Genomic DNA, 14,832 nt, shown 5'->3' on the forward strand with positions numbered 1-14,832 from the left:
TCGCATCCATGGTCTTCAACCGTTCCCTCCTGGCGCGGGCCGCCCTGGGCCCGGCCGCCGGCGCGGTGCTGATGGCGTTCATGGCCGCCGGCGCGATCCCCGCCTACCAGATGTACTCGGTGGGGCTCGCGGCCGTGTACACGATCGTCGTGCTGTCGGTCGGCCTGCTGGCCGGCTGGTCCGGCATCTGGTCGGTCGGCCACCCCGCCTTCTTCGCCATCGGCGCCTACTTCGCCGCGTACGGCAGCGGCCACGACTGGTCCCTGGAGACGGTCGTCCTGTGCGCCGTCGCCGCCGGGGCCGCCCTGGGCGCCTTCCTGGGGTACGCGGGCGCCAGGTTCTCCGTCCTCTACATCGCCCTGCTGACCCTCGCGTTCACCACGGTCACCCTGGAGCTGATCAACCGCTGGAGCAGCGTGACCGGCGGCGACCAGGGGGTGCCGGTGATCCAGCTGCGCAGCGCGCTGGGCCTGGGCACCCTCGCGGGCGGCGGCACCGACGCCCAGTACCTCGCGGTCGGGGCGGCCGCCGTGGTGCTGGCGCTGGCCGTGCCCGCCGCCGCCTCGGGGCTGCGGATGCGCCTGGTGGCCGCCAAGTCGCACCCCCTGGCCGCCCGTACGATCGGCATCGCGCCGGAGGCGCAGTCGGCGCTGTCGTTCGCGGTGAGCGGGGCGGCCACCTGCTTCGCGGGGGTGCTGCTCGGGCTGCTCACCGGGTTCGTCAGCCCGGACCCGTTCTCGCTGACCCTGGGCATCTCGCTGATCGCGGCGTGTGTGCTCGGCGGGGTCGGGACCGTCGTCGGGGCCGTGGCCGGCGGGATCTATCTCACCTGGAACCCCTCGCTGTCGTCCGCCGTCGGACTGCCCCAGCCGGTCGTGCAGGGCCTCGTGCTGATCGCGGTGCTCCTCTTCCTGCCGGGCGGGGTCGTGCCGTTCCTCGCCAGGCCCGCGCGGATCGTCCTGCGGCGCGGCTTGCGAAGGCCGGACGCCGAAGTGCCGTCGCCGTCGCCCGCCGAGGCGTCGCCCTCCGAAGCGTCGGCCGACCTCGCGTCCATCGCGTCGCCCCGCCCGGCGTCCGAGGCCACCGGCGACGGCCCCGTCCTCCTGCACCTGGAGCATGTGTCGGTCTCCTACGGGGGGCTCAAGGCCCTGGAGGACGCCTCGCTGTCCCTGCGGCAGCACGAGATCCTGGCGGTCATCGGGCCCAACGGGGCGGGAAAGACGACCCTGTTGAACGCGCTGTCCGGGCTGACGGGCAACGGCCGGGTGAGCGGGACCGCCGACTTCGCCGGCCGGCCGCTGCTGAAGGCCAGGGCGACCGCGCGGCGGCGGCTGGGCATCGGCCGCACGTTTCAGCACGCGGAGGTGTTCTCCGAACTCACCGTCGCGGAGAACGTGTTGTGCACCCGCCGCCGGATCACCGCCCGGGACCGGGCCGAGGTCGCGCGGCTGCTGCACTCCGTCGGCCTCGCGGAGCTGGCCGACCGCCGCCCCGGGGAGCTGCCGTTCGGTCTGCAGAAGCGTCTCGACCTGGCCCGTGCGATGGCCGGGGAACCGAAACTGCTGGTCCTGGACGAGCCGTTCGGCGGTCTGGACTCCAGTGAACGGGCCCTGCTGGCAGGGCACATCAGGCGGCTGCAGGCCGACGGCACCGCCGTGGTCGTCATCGACCACGTCCTCGACGACCTCTTCTCCGTCGCCCACCGGGTGCTCGCCTTCGACTTCGGCCGCACGATCGGCGAGGGCACCCCGGACACCGTTCTGGAGGACCCGAAGGTGCGGTCGTCGTACCTGGGGACGGTCGACGGCCGGACGCGGCCGCCCGAGCGCGTCGGCGATCGGAGCATGATCCGGCTGCACGGGGTCGGCCACACCTACGGTGGCGTGGTCGCCCTGCGCGACGTCGACCTCGACGTCCGCCAGGGGGTCGTGCTGGGCATCGCCGGAGCCAACGGAGCGGGCAAGAGCACGCTGGCCGGCATCCTGCACGGCTCGCTCGCACCGGCCCGCGGCGGCCGGGAGACGGGCGGGGTGGTCCGCACCAGCCTGGCGCCCGAGGGACGGGCCCTGTTCAAGACGCTGTCCCTGCGCGAGAACCTCGAAGTCGCGGCGTACGCGGCGGGCATCACCGGTGCGCCGCTGCGCGAACGGCTGGAGGAAACCGTCGACTGGCTCCCGGTGCGGTTGCGCGACCGGATGTCCGCCTCGGCCGGCGGGCTGTCCGGCGGCGAGCAGCAGATGCTCGCGATCGCCCGGGCTCTGATCGTCGGGCCGGACGTCCTGATCGTCGACGAACCGGCGCTCGGGCTGGCGCCCGCTCTGGTCGACGAGGTGTACGACCGGCTGGCGCGGCTGGCCCACGACGGCCTGACCGTCGTCCTGCTCGAACAACTGCTCAGCCGGGCCATGTCGGTGTGCCACGAGGTGGCCGTGCTGCACGAGGGCGTCGTCGCGGCCCACGGGCGGCCGGACGACCCCGAGTTCGCGGCCCTGGCCGAAGCGGCCTACTTCAGCGGCGGCCTGGCGGCCGCCCCCACCGTGGCGGCCTCCGCCCGGACCTCCCCATTGAACTGAACTCCCGTTGTGAACGAGGTGGACCGTGTTCCGGACCATAAGAAGATTCCGCCGAGCAGCGGGAGCGACGGCCGTGCTGGCCGTGGTGGCGCTGACGGCCAACGCCTGTGCCGGTGAGGACTCCGCGGCGGCCGGCGGCAGCTCGTCCGAGATCCACATCGGCGCGTGGCTCCCGCTCACGGGGGCGACCGCCACGTACGGCGTGGCCGAGCGGGCGGGCGCCGACGCGTACTTCAAGATGCTCAACGCCCAGGGCGGCGTCAACGGCCGCAAGATCAAGTGGACCGTCAAGGACAACGCGGCCGACCCGCAGCAGACCGTGCAGATCGCCCGAGAGCTGGTGGGCCAGGACAAGGTCGTGGCCATCGTCAACGCGAACGGCACCGCGCAGGCGGAGGCGGCCTTCCCGTTCGTCCTCAATCAGTCCAAGGTGCCGGTCCTCAACGAGGTGGGCGGCACCGAGTCCTGGTACGAGCCGCCGCGCGCCGGGCTGTTCGGCACCCAGACCCTCTACGAGGACCAGGCCGCGGCGATCGCCGCCTGGGCGGTGCAGGACGGCGCGAAGAAGATCCTCGTCGTGCACAGCGACCCGGCCGCGTTCGTGAACGTGGCCGAGCAGGTGGAGCCCGTCGCGAAGAAGATCGACCCGTCGGTGGAGGTGGAGCGGCTGCCCGTGAAGTACCAGACCACCGACTACACACCGGTGATCAGCAAGGTGAAGGCCGCGAAGACCCAGGCGGTGATCGTGATCCTCACCTCCCCCGAGGCGGCCGCCTTCCTCAAGGAGGCCAAGCTCCAGGGGCTCTCCCTGCCGACGTACGCGTACGCCCCGGTGGCCGCCGAGTCGACGGTCGCGCTGGCGAAGGACGCGGCCGACGGCCTCAAGGCCGTGCAACTGGTGAAGGCGCCCTCGGACGCGGATCCCGCGGTGCAGGAGTTCCGGACCGCGATGGCCAAGTACGAGCCCGGTCAGGACGCGGGCTTCCTCGCCCTGTGGGGCTGGAGCAACGCGAAGGTGTTCGCCGAGATCGCGAAGACCGTCAAGGGGCCGGTCACCTCACAGGCCATCACCGCGGCGTACGAGAAGGCGTCCGCGGTGGATCCCGGGGTGTCGCCGGTGATGAAGTTCAGCGCGAGCGACCATCTCGGCACGCGCAGTGTGCAGCGCGTCGTCGTGAAGAACGGCGTCTGGACGTCCGTCGGCGACTTCTACACGCCGCCCGCCCGCGACTGAGAGCTCTCCCCGTCGTACTCCTGCGAAGGAGCCCGTTCGGCCGGCCCGGCATGCCGCTGCATGCCGGGCCGGCCGGACGCGCCTCCTGTAGCAGGTCCCCGGGGAGACGAATACGCTGGTCGAAGGGGTCGATCTCTGATCCGGTCCGAGGAGCGTCCCATGAGGAAGACGAGGAAGAACAGAACGGGCGCCTGGCGTGCGGCGGGAGTCGTCACCGCGTTCGCCACGGCCGCCGCGATCGCCTCCGCAGCCCCGGTTCAGGCTCAGTCCACCGCTCAACTGTCCGCGTGGGTCACCGACGGCTGGGGCGGCGGAACCGTCACCAGCCAGCCCGCCGGGATCAACTGCCATACGACGGCATGGGACCCGTACGCGGAGGAGCAACCGCAGCCGTACCCGTCCGGCCCGTGCACCGCGACCTTCGAGGTCGGCACCACGGTCACCTTCACGGCCACCCCGGACCCGGGGTCCGTCGTGAACGACGGACCCACGCCGAATCCCGTGACCATACGGACCGGCTACAACTTCACGTGGGTGATGTTCTGCCCGATCAACGGCCTGTGCTCCGCCGGTTAGACCCGGCGCCCTGTCCTGCCCGACCTGTCACCTGTCATCCCTTGACCGCGGAGCTGGCCACGCCCTGGACGAACCAGCGCTGGAAGAAGACGAACACCACCAGCACGGGCAGGACCAGAAGGACGCCGAAGGCCAGGATCTGACCCCAGTCCGGCGGCAGTTGTCCCTGGAAGACGCTCATCTCCAGCGGCAGCGGACGGACCGCGGGGTCGGAGACCATCAGGACCGGCCACAGGAAGGAGCCCCACTGGGTGAGGAAGGTGAGGATCGCGACGGACGCGAACGCCGGCTTCGACATGGGGACGACGATGGCGAAGAAGGTGCGCCACGGTCCTGCGCCGTCGATACGGGCGGCTTCCTCGATGCTCGGCGGGATCGAGCGGAAGACCGTGTGGAACTGGTAGACGGAGAAGGCGTTGGCGATGAACGGGAGCGCCTGGACGAGAAGCGTGTTGCGCTGGTCGTTGAACATGTAGAACAGCGGCACGGCCACCGACTCGAACGGGACCAGCATCAGCAGCAGGACGAGGGTGAAGACGGCCTCCCGGCCACGCCACTTCAGCCGTGACAGTCCGTACGCCGCCATCGAGTTGACGAACAGACCGCCGGTCACCACGACGAACGCCAGCAGCAGCGAGACGCCCATGAAGCGCCAGAAGTAGCCGGTGCTGTCGGAGTTGAGCGCGTCGAACACAGCGGCGTAGTTGTCGAAGGACAGATGGGTGGGGAGGAACCCGGACAGCCCGTTCAGCACCTCGTCGGAGGGCTTGAGGCTGCCCAGGAACAGGTAGATCACCGGCAGGGTGAAGACGAACGCCAGCACACTGAGCACGGCGTAGTCGAGGAAGCGCCGCAGTCGCGGGCGGGGCGTCCCCGCACTGATGCTCGTACTCATGCTCAGTCCTCGTTTCCGGGGCGGACGACTCGGCGCTGGACGAGCGTCAGGACCACGACGATCAGGAAGAAGACGACGGTGATCGCGGACGCCTGGCCGATGTTGTTCTGGTCGAAGGCGGTGGTGACGGCCTGGTACATCACGGTGCGGGTGGCGTCCTCGTCGAGTCCGCCGCCCTTGACCAGGACGTACACCTGGTCGAAGACCCGGAAGGACAGCACCGAGGTGAGCATGGCGACGAAGACGAGGGTGCCGTGCATGCCGGGCAGGGTGACATGGCGGAACTGCTGCCAGCGGGTGGCGCGGTCGAGGCGCGCCGCCTCGTAGAGCTCGGTGGGTATCTGCTGGAGTCCGGCCAGCAGGATGACCATCTGGAAGCCGACGCCCTGCCACACCGACAGCACGATGATCGAGGCCATCGCGGTCATGGAGTCGCCGAGCCAGTCGAAGGCGCCCCAGTTGCCGAAACTCACCGCGTCCAGTGCGGAGTTGAGCATGCCCTGATCGCTGCGGGAGAGGATGAGCCGCCAGATGACGGCGACCAGCGCCATGGGGAAGACGACCGGCATGAAGAAGAGGGACCTGAACAGGCCGATCGCCTTCAGCTTGCGGTTCAGCAGGATCGCCAGGGCGAGCGCGAGGCCCGTCTGCAGCGGGACGACGACCACGGCGAAGGTCAGGTTGTTGAACAGGGCCCGCAGGAACGGGCCGGACAGGTCGGGGTCGGTGAACAGCCGCCGGTACTGCTCCAGTCCGAAGAAGGTGGGCGCCAGCGGGGAGCCGAGCCGCACGTTGTAGAAGGAGAGCACCACGGCGTAGCCGAACGGTACGCCGACGAAGGCGATGAGTCCGACGAGGGCGGGGCCGGTCATGGCCAGCCCGTGGATCCAGTCGCGGTTCCTGCGCGCCGGTCGGCCCGGGGTCGTGGATCGTGCGGGTCGCCCGGAGCCGGCGGGGTTCTCCGAGTTCACGGGTGGGTTCTGCTCCCTGGCCGAGGACGCGGGCTGCGCCGTTTCGACAGATTTCACGGGTGGGTCCTGTTCCCGGTGGGGCGGGCGCGCCTCGTGTGCGCCCGCCCCGGCCGATGTGTCCTGCGGTCTACGGGATCTGGTAGCCGGCGTTGTCCGAGAAGTCCTGGTCGATGCCGCGGGCGGCCTTCTCCAGGGCGCTCTTCGGGTCGGCGCCGCCGTAGACGGAGCTCAGGGCCTCGCTGAACTTGGCGGTGACCGTGGGGTATCCGGCGGTCACCGGGCGGGTGACCGCGACACAGGACTTGCTGATGTCGGTGTCACCGCAGGGCTTGGCGAGCTGGTCGGCGAAGAGCTGGAGCGGGCCGCCGGTCTTGTACAGCGGGCTCTTGGCGAGCGCGGACTTCGTGGCGGGGACCGCGCCGTTGGCCGTGGTCATCGCGGTGATGTTGGCGTCGCCGAGGAGGGAGTCGAGGAAGGCTCCGGCGGCCTTGGCGTTCTTGGTGCCGGCGCCGATGCCCCACTGCCAGGAGCCCTGGCCGGTCTTGGGGCCGTTGCCGAAGTCGGGCAGCGGCAGCACGACGAGGTCGTCGCCGAGGGCCTCGCTGTACGTGGGGTACATCCAGTGGCCGACCCAGCTCAGCGGGACGCGGCCCTTGGCGAAGGCGTTGCCGTCGGTGTTGGGGTCGACGTAGGTCTTCCAGGACTGGAAGGTCTTCATCGCCGAGACGACGGCTGGGGTGTCCAGGGCGCCGGCCGCCTTGCCGTCCTTGAGCAGCGAGCCGCCCGCCGACCAGACGATGGGCGCGAAGCCGTAGGTGCCCCATTCGGTCGCGTAGCCGTTGCCCTCCTGGAGGTCGAGGGTCTTGCCGTCGGAGTCCTTGGCCTTGAGCGCCTTGAGGGCGTCGGTGAACTCCGCCGCCGTCCACGCGTCGGAGAGGCCGGTCGGGTACTTCACCCCGGCCGCGTCCAGCAGCTTCTTGTTGCCGTAGATGCCGAGGCCCGAGTCGTACATGCCGAGGCCGTAGTGCTTGCTGCCTATCGCGCCCTGGGCCTTGATCGCGTCGGTGGCGTTGCCGAGCGTCGCGGCGGACACGTAGTCGTCGAGCGGGGCGAGCTTCTTGTTGTAGACGAAGTTGGCCATGGTCGGGCCGTCGAACTCCACGACGTCCGGCAGCTTGGAGGCGTCGGTGGCGGTGATGGTCTTGGTGTAGTCGTTGGCCGGGATGAGCTTCAGCTCGACCTTGACCTTGCTCTGCGAGGAGTTGAAGGACGTGACCGCGGCCTGCAGCGCGGCGTCCTCGCTCTTCTGGCCCTGGTGGGCCCAGACGCTGATGGTGCCCGTGCCGCTGCCGGACTCGGCGGCGGCGTCGGTGCCGCTGCCGCTGCCGCCGCAGGCGGCGAGTGCGGCCAGGGGCAGGGCGAGGGCCAGGCCCGTGCAGGCCGCGTGGCGGAACCTTCTGTTTCCGGCGTTCATGGGTCGGTGCCTTTCGTGCATCGGTGCGTGCGTCAGTGCTGGGCGAGGGTGGGGCGTCGGACTGCGGGGCGCCGTCCGGCGTGGGGTTCGGGGTGCGGGCGCCCTGTTCGGGGCGCCCGCGGGTCAGTGCGGTCCGCGCGGATGCGGTGGAGCGGTCGTCTCGCGCAGGATCAGGCGGGTGGGCATCCGGACGTGCCCCGGCGGTTCGGCGCCGGGCTCGTCCAGCCGGCGCAGCAGCAGCCGGGCCGCCTCGGCGCCCTGGCCCGCGACGGGCTGGGCGACGGTGGTCAGCCCGACCACATCGGCCAGTTCGTGGTCGTCGAAGCCGACGACGGACACGTCGTCCGGCGCCTTCAGCCGGTGCCGGCGCAGGGCGCGCAGGGCGCCCATCGCCATCTCGTCGGACTGGGCGTACACGGCGGTCGGCGGGCGGGCGGCGGCCAGCAGTTCGGTCATGGCGCGTTCACCGCCCTTGACGGTGTAGTCGCCGTCCGCCTCCAGGGCCGGGTCGTGCTCGATGCCGGCGTCGGCCAGGACGTCCAGGTACGCCTGGCGGCGCTCGACGGGGGTGGTCCAGTGCAGCGGACCGCTGGATCCGGAGATCATGCCGATCCGGCGATGGCCGAGGTTGACCAGGTGCCGTACGGCGCTCTGGGTCCCCTCGCGGTCGTCGATGCCGACGACGGTGAAGCCGGGGCGGGCTCCGCCGACCGTGGTGGCCAGGGGCACGCCGAGGGAGCGCAGCGCGGCGGCCTCGTCCTCTTCGGGGATCAGCAGGGACAGCACGGCGTCCACGCGCTTACGGGCGGGCATCCCGGTGAAGAAGCGCTTGCGCGTCTCCGGGGAGCCCAGGTTGTAGAGCAGGACGTCGTAACCGGCGGCGCTGAACACCTGCTCGGCCGCGTCCAGCACCGTGCCGAAGAACCAGCGGCCGATGTACGGGGCGATCACCCCGATGGTGAACGTGCGCCCGCTGGCCAGGCTGGACGCCGAGCGCGAGGCGGTGTAGCCGAGTGCGGCGGCGACGGACGTGATCTGCGCCCGTACCTCCTCGGACACGCCCGCCCGGCCGCGCAGGGCGCGGGACACGGTGGACGCGGAGACACCTGCGGCGCTGGCGACGTCGTTGATGCTGACCGTCACAGGGCTTTCCTCCCGTCGGGATTTCACGTCGGTGTGATCTGCGAGTGACGTGACCGTAAACCGGAGCCCGCCGTTGCGCAAGCGTTTGCGTTCATATTTACTTGGGCCGATCCTCAAGGGATCCGATAGAGATCAACATTCAGCGCATGCGTTTGGGCGCTGTGAGCCGACAGGAACTGCCCATGCGATACGCCCCGCCCGGCCTCTGTGTGAACGACTTCGCTCTGCTGCGGGACGAGTACGGCACGTATGCGGTACTGCACCTCCAGGGGCCGTGGACAACGGAGTTCGACCATCTGCGCATGGAGACCTCGTACGGCCGGGCCACCTCGACCGACCTGGTCCACTGGCAGCCGCAGGGCACCGCCTTCGGCAACGGTCTGCCCGGCCGCTTCGACCAGCAGGCGGTCTGGACCATGCACCCCTTCCGGCACGGCGGCGAGGGGATGGCGATGTTCTACACCGGCGTCGTCGGCCTCACCCCTGAGGGCTGGCCGCTGCAGTCCGTCGGCCTCGCGTACTCCGACCGCACCGACGGCACCGGCTGGCGCCGCCACGGCGCGGGGCCGGTCGCCGAGGCCGACCCGCGCTGGTACCGCACCGGCGAACACATGGGCTGGCGCGACCCGTTCGTCGTCCGTGACGACGCGTCGGACGGCTGGGTGATGGTCGTCTGCGCGAGTGACGCCTCCTTGCCGGTGGAGGTCAGCGGCTGCGTCGCCTGGGCCACCTCCGACGACCTGGAGCACTGGACCGTCCACCCGCCGCTCATCTCACCCGGCGACGTCGACGAACTGGAGTGCCCGGTCCTGGAACGCCTCGACGACGGAAGCTGGCTGCTGCTCGGCTCCATCGGCGCGAGCCGGGGCTTCGAGGCGTGGACCGCGCCCGCCCTGCGCGGCCCCTGGACCCGCCGCGGCCCGCTCGGCCCGACCGGCTCCTACGCCCCGCGGGTCATCGCCGCGCCCGACGGCTCCCGCGTCGTCCTGCACACCACCCCGCGCCGGGTCGGCCTCACCGACTCGGGCGAGCGCTGCCGGGGCATGCTCGCCCAGCCGAAACTGCTGGTCACGCCCTCGGGCGCGGCGCCGCGTCTGGAATGGTGGCCGGGCCTGAACGCCTGGCTCGGCGAGGAGACCGACGAGGCCGCCCTGCACGCGGTCGGCGACCTCGGCATCTCCGGAAGCGTCGAGGTCACCCTGCGCACCGAGGCCCCCGGCGGCGGCCGCCCCGCCCTCGTGGTCGGCTGCGACGGCAAGGAGATCAAGGTCACCGGGCTCGACGGAGTCCCGCTCGGCGAGGCGACGCTGACCGAACCCGCGGCCGCCCTGCGCATCCTCACCGTCGGCGAGTACGTGGAGGTGTACGCCGACGGCGTCTTCGTCGTGTCCACCCTGAGCTACTCCGGCCACCCGGCCCCGTGGACGGCCGTGACGGACGGCCGCGCACACGTCGTCCCGGTCCGCCCGGTCCGGCTGCCCGACCCCCACCGCGACGACGCGTCCGCCGTCTGGCCGGGCAACCCGGAACTCCCTGTCCACGACCAGCCGGCGGCCTGATCGGCGGACGCCCTCCGTCACCGCTGGGCCGAGGCGCGGAGTTCCCGGTCGATGCCTTGCGGATTGAACTCGGTGACGTCGATCGTCTCGCCGAAGCCGAAGCCGGAGCCGGAGTCGGAGCCGAAGCCGGAGCCGGAGCCGCCGGGCGTGGGGTTCCTGGGCCGCCCCGGGCCCCCGGGCCCGGTCCGGCTACTGCCGGCGCTGGTGCAGCGAAAGCTCTAGGGCTAGAAGTACGCTGATGAAGTGAGCGAGCTTCCCAGCCAAGAGCACCCCGTGCAGCTGATCCGAGTGATCTGGACGCTGCACCGGGTTCTGAACCAGCGACAGGCGCCGCCCATGGGCGAGACCAGGCGTCCGCTCGCCCAGGTCGAGGTGCTGCGCCTGGTCGAGAGCCAGCCGGGCATCAGCGTCCGTGACGTCGCGACCACGTTGCGTATGCAGCCGAACAACGTCAGCACCCTGGTCACGCAGCTCACCCGGGACGGCTATATCGAACGCCGTACCAACCCCGGGGACAAGCGCTTCGTGGAGCTGCATCCCACAGGCAAGATGCACACGGCGATCAACGAGGTGAACGAGAGCCTCAACAAGGCGATCATCGAGGTGCTGGAGCAGTTGCCGCCCGAGGCGTCCGAGCGCATCATCGCCGCGATCCCCGACCTGTGGGAACTCGCCCGGACGCTGGCCGCTCCGCAGAAGTGAGGGCGCGTCAGGGCACGCGCCGGGGTGTCATGACGCGGACAGGGCCCGGTAGTAGCGCGCGGCCCCGGCGTGCAGGGGGATGGGGGTTCGGCCCATGGCGGCGGGGTCGACGGGACGGGTGACCGGGCCGCGCTCCGGGCCCGGGTGGTCCTGCCCGTCGAACAGGTGCCGCGTCTCCCCCAGGATCCAGGCGACGGCGTAGGCGACGTCGCCTGCGAGATCGGCGCGGGCGAGCACCAGGAAGTCGGAGAAGTCGAGGGTGCGGAAGGCGGCACGGCCGGGGAAGCAGCCGTCCGCCACGGTCGTCGCCGGCCAGCAGAAGTCCTCGTAGAGGCCGGTCAGGACGTCCTCCTCGATGTCGAGGAAGTTCAGGTCGCGGCCGATCTCCTGCCAGTCCTGCGGCCGGACCGCCTCCTGGACCATGGCGTTCGCCCGGCCATCCCTCACCTGGGCCAGCGAGTCGAACGGCCGCTCGTTCTCCAGCAGTTCGCCGCCCCAGCCGACGACGTCGACCCCCGACCGGGTCAGCACCTCGTGCGCGGCGAGGCCCACGTGGTGTTCACCGTCGTTGACGGACGTGGCGAGCCGCAGCGCCGGCTTGTGCTCGCGCAGTTCGGCGAAGGTGGTGATGCCGAGGTCCTTGTGCACGGCCACGACCAGACGGTTCGGCCGGGGCACCACGCCCACGGCACGCAGGTCGGGGTAGGACTCGTCCGCGTACACGCCGCTCCCCTCCAGTGCCGCGACGGTGAAGGCGGCGGGGGCGGCCAGGGCCACCTGGACCTCGCCCCGGCCCACGGCCCGGACGGCGTCGCCGTGGCCCCGGCTGTTCCAGGTGGCGATCCGGGTGCGCGGCCCACAGCGGTCCGCCAGCTCCTGGGCGATCCAGCCGCAGACCCGATGCAGGTCGGCCGTGCCCCAGTCACCGCGCAGCTGCAAGGTGAGAGAGCGCTCGATCCTGGGCTCGGCGGGCCGGTCCGTGGGGGCGGCGGATGTACTCATGACGACTCCTGTCCTGAGAGCGCGGACATTCGTCCTGCTCTGCGGTCCGCACCCAGATCGTGCGACCTGGATGCGAGGTAAATCCACAGATGTACCTATATGACTAGACTCACCTTTAGCAAAGCTTGCCACTGAACCGGTCGTGCGATCTAGTGTTAGAGCTATAGTTTTAGAGTCATCCCGAGTTCACGAAATCAGGAACCGAGACATGCCTCCCACTCCCACGGACCATTCGGCGCACGTCACTGCCGTCCGCCTGCTACGCAAGCCCAAGCTCTGGCTGCCGCCGGCCGTGCTGCTCACGCTTGCGCTCACCCTCATCACCCTGCTCTTCAACGGCAGCATCGCGAATCCCACCGGCGACCTGCGGGACGCTCCCATCGGTCTGGTCAGCCTGGACCAGGGGGCTGCCAAGGGCCAGGCCCCGCCGATGAACATCGGCGACAAGATCGTGAAGGGCATCGCCGCTCGACCGCAGAAGCCCCACAAGCAGGTGGAGTGGAAGACCTACTCTTCCCTGGAGGCCGCGAAGAAGGCGATGGGGCGGAACGAGCTGTATTCGGCGATCGTCCTGCCGCAGGACTACAGCGCCAAGATGCTCAGCCTCATGGGCGCGCACCCCGAGAAGCCCGAGGTCACGATCCTGACCAACCACGGCTCGGGAGCCATGGCGGCCTCGATCGGCGAGAAGATCGCCACGAACGCGGTCCAGGCCGCGTCCTCGGGCGCCGCCCAGGGAGCCCTGCAGCAGAGCCAGCAGGCCGGAGCCGAGGTGCCCGCCGCCAATCAGGCCCTGCTGAAGGACCCCATCACCATCACCGCGACGCAGGGCACCCCCATGGGTGAGCGCACCGGCATGGGCATGACCGCGTTCTTCTACGCGATCCTGCTGATGCTCTCCGGCTTCCTCGGCGCGAACCTCCTGCACGCGTCGCTCGACGGCGGCCTCGGGTTCACCCCGAGCGAATTCGGGCCCAAGCGACACGTCGTCGCTCCCCAGCGCATCAACCGACGCCAGACCCTGCTGGCGAAGTGCCTGATCATGGTCGGCATGGCCCCGGTCCTGTCCGCCACGATCCTGGCGATGTCCACGTGGGCCCTCCATCTCGACCTGCCGAATTCGCTGCTGCTGTGGCTGTTCAGCAGTGCGGCGATCGCAGCGGTGGGAATCGGCGCCCTGGCCATGCTGGCCGTGCTGGGCGGTCCTGGCGTCCTCATCGGCGTGATCTTCTTCATCGCGGCCTCCATCCCCACCTCGGGCGGCGCGATCCCGCTGAACGCGATGCCCCCGTTCTGGCGCTTCCTCGCCATGTTCGAACCACAGCGAGCTTTCACCGACGGCATCCGCGCCATCATCTACTTCGACGGGGAGATGGCCGCGGGACTCGACCGCGCCTGGACCACGATCGGCATCGGAACCCTGATCGCCCTCATCGTCGGCTTCGGCCTGACCTGGCTCTACGACCACAAGGGCTGGCACCGCATCCACCCGAGCGCCCTCACCCGCCTGCGGCACTTCCTCCACCGCGAGCACGAAGAGGCGAACGCCGAAGCCCCGGCCACGGCCCCGGCGACCGCGTAACCGCAACACCTCGGTCTCCCGTGCCCCATGGAGCACGGGACGGCCGCCGGGGAGCAGGGGACGGCCTCACCGGCGACCGCGTCCGGCCTTCGTGAGGGCCGGCGGGCGGCGCAGCCACGGAGTACACCTCCGGCTGCGCCGCCCTTTCGCGTCTCGGCGGCTCGGCCCCGCTCGCCGATGTCCACGGCGCGGAACCGGCTGCCCGGCCGGTCAGCGGTAGTCGGGGTTCGGGGCGTCGAGGCGGCAGCCCGCGTCCCACTCGGAGCGCTGGTTGCCGTGGGCCGGGATGCCGCCCGCGCGCTTGAGGAGCGCCGCCAGGTGCATCAGGTTCCAGGTCATGAACGCGGTGTTGCGGTTGGTGAAGTCGTTCTCCGGGCCGCCCGAGCCGGGGTCGAGGTACGACGGTCCGGGGCCCGCGGGGCCGATCCAGCCGGCGTCGGCCTGCGGCGGGATCGTGTAGCCGAGGTGCTGGAGGCTGTAGAGGACGTTCATCGCGCAGTGCTTGATCCCGTCCTCGTTGCCGGTGATCAGACAGCCGCCGACGCGGCCGTAATAGGCGTACTGGCCCTGGGAGTTGAGGAGGCCGGAACAGCCGTAGAGCCGTTCGACCACCTTCTTCGTCACCGAGCTGTTGTCGCCCAGCCAGATGGGCCCGGCCAGCACCAGGATGTCCGCGGCCATCACCCGCTCGTACAGGGCCGGCCAGGCGTCGGTGGCGAAGCCGTACTCGGTCATGTCCGGGTAGACGCCGGTCGCGATGTCGTGGTCGACGGCCCGGAACTCGTCCGTGGCGACACCGCGCCCTTCCATGATCGCGCGGCTCTTGTCGACCAGCCCCTGGGTATGGCTCTGCTGCGGCGACGGCTTCAGGGTGCAGTTGACGAACAGGGCGGTCAGGTCGTCGAAGCGGTACGCGTCGTCGGCGGGGGTGTCGGCCGGGCGGCCGGCGGACGGCGATGCTGCCATGGCGGGCTCCTCACATGAGGCGGGGCGGGAAGGCTCAGCGGCAGCCTCTCGCGCGCAGCTCCCTTTGTCCCCGCCCGACTCTCCCGGGTGCCGGGGACCGACTCGGGCGGCCGTATCCACGATCGGCGAAGAAGGGGCCGGACCTGGGCGGGAGT

General features: G+C 70.8%; 12 protein-coding genes. 6 read left to right on the top strand and 6 right to left on the bottom strand.

Annotated features, from left to right (window positions below; all coding sequences use genetic code 11):
• Positions 1-8: 8 nt before the first annotated feature.
• The 3 genes from ACWCPF_RS27735 to ACWCPF_RS27745 all read left to right on the top strand — a co-directional run bounded on the left by ACWCPF_RS27735 (position 9) and on the right by ACWCPF_RS27745 (position 4,383).
• Positions 9-2,573, top strand: coding sequence for an ATP-binding cassette domain-containing protein (locus ACWCPF_RS27735; RefSeq protein ID WP_451047823.1), 2,565 nt, complete (start codon positions 9-11; stop codon positions 2,571-2,573).
• 25 nt (positions 2,574-2,598) lie between these two features.
• Positions 2,599-3,807 (top strand): ABC transporter substrate-binding protein, encoded by a 1,209-nt coding sequence (locus tag ACWCPF_RS27740; RefSeq protein ID WP_451047824.1) that lies wholly within the window; start codon positions 2,599-2,601, stop codon positions 3,805-3,807.
• A 159-nt stretch (positions 3,808-3,966) separates the two neighbouring features.
• Entirely contained in the window at positions 3,967-4,383 is a 417-nt protein-coding gene (locus tag ACWCPF_RS27745) for a hypothetical protein (RefSeq protein WP_451047825.1), read from the top strand.
• 34 nt (positions 4,384-4,417) lie between these two features.
• Here the strand turns inward: ACWCPF_RS27745 and ACWCPF_RS27750 are convergent, their stop codons facing one another.
• The 4 genes from ACWCPF_RS27750 to ACWCPF_RS27765 all read right to left on the bottom strand — a co-directional run bounded on the left by ACWCPF_RS27750 (position 4,418) and on the right by ACWCPF_RS27765 (position 8,866).
• Positions 4,418-5,278, bottom strand: a complete 861-nt coding sequence (locus tag ACWCPF_RS27750; protein ID WP_451047826.1) for a carbohydrate ABC transporter permease — start codon at positions 5,276-5,278, stop codon at positions 4,418-4,420.
• Between the two features lie 2 nt (positions 5,279-5,280).
• Positions 5,281-6,306 (bottom strand): carbohydrate ABC transporter permease, encoded by a 1,026-nt coding sequence (locus ACWCPF_RS27755; protein ID WP_451047827.1) that lies wholly within the window; start codon positions 6,304-6,306, stop codon positions 5,281-5,283.
• Positions 6,307-6,376: 70 nt separating this feature from the next.
• Positions 6,377-7,723, bottom strand: coding sequence for an ABC transporter substrate-binding protein (locus ACWCPF_RS27760; RefSeq protein WP_451047828.1), 1,347 nt, complete (start codon positions 7,721-7,723; stop codon positions 6,377-6,379).
• A gap of 123 nt (positions 7,724-7,846) precedes the next feature.
• Positions 7,847-8,866 carry a LacI family DNA-binding transcriptional regulator gene (locus ACWCPF_RS27765; RefSeq protein ID WP_451047829.1) on the bottom strand — a complete coding sequence of 340 codons (1,020 nt, stop codon included), beginning with the start codon at positions 8,864-8,866 and terminating at the stop codon, positions 7,847-7,849.
• Between the two features lie 182 nt (positions 8,867-9,048).
• Between ACWCPF_RS27765 and ACWCPF_RS27770 the strand changes: the two genes are divergently transcribed.
• A complete protein-coding gene (locus tag ACWCPF_RS27770; RefSeq protein WP_451047830.1) occupies positions 9,049-10,425 on the top strand; it encodes a mucin-1 in 1,377 nt (458 codons plus the stop codon).
• Between the two features lie 243 nt (positions 10,426-10,668).
• A complete protein-coding gene (locus tag ACWCPF_RS27775) occupies positions 10,669-11,127 on the top strand; it encodes a MarR family winged helix-turn-helix transcriptional regulator (protein ID WP_451047831.1) in 459 nt (152 codons plus the stop codon).
• Between the two features lie 27 nt (positions 11,128-11,154).
• Here the strand turns inward: ACWCPF_RS27775 and ACWCPF_RS27780 are convergent, their stop codons facing one another.
• On the bottom strand, positions 11,155-12,129 hold the full coding sequence (locus tag ACWCPF_RS27780; protein WP_451047832.1) for a TAXI family TRAP transporter solute-binding subunit: 975 nt from the start codon (positions 12,127-12,129) through the stop codon (positions 11,155-11,157).
• A gap of 208 nt (positions 12,130-12,337) precedes the next feature.
• Here ACWCPF_RS27780 and ACWCPF_RS27785 point away from each other — a divergent pair, with 208 nt between their 5' ends.
• Positions 12,338-13,711, top strand: a complete 1,374-nt coding sequence (locus ACWCPF_RS27785) for a DUF3533 domain-containing protein (protein WP_451047833.1) — start codon at positions 12,338-12,340, stop codon at positions 13,709-13,711.
• Between the two features lie 210 nt (positions 13,712-13,921).
• Here ACWCPF_RS27785 and ACWCPF_RS27790 read toward each other — a convergent pair whose 3' ends face one another.
• Complete coding sequence (locus ACWCPF_RS27790; protein ID WP_451047834.1) at positions 13,922-14,677, bottom strand: flavodoxin family protein; 756 nt, start codon at positions 14,675-14,677, stop codon at positions 13,922-13,924.
• Between the last annotated feature and the right edge of the window lie 155 nt (positions 14,678-14,832).

It is taken from the genome of Streptomyces sp. NPDC001858 (assembly GCF_053594615.1).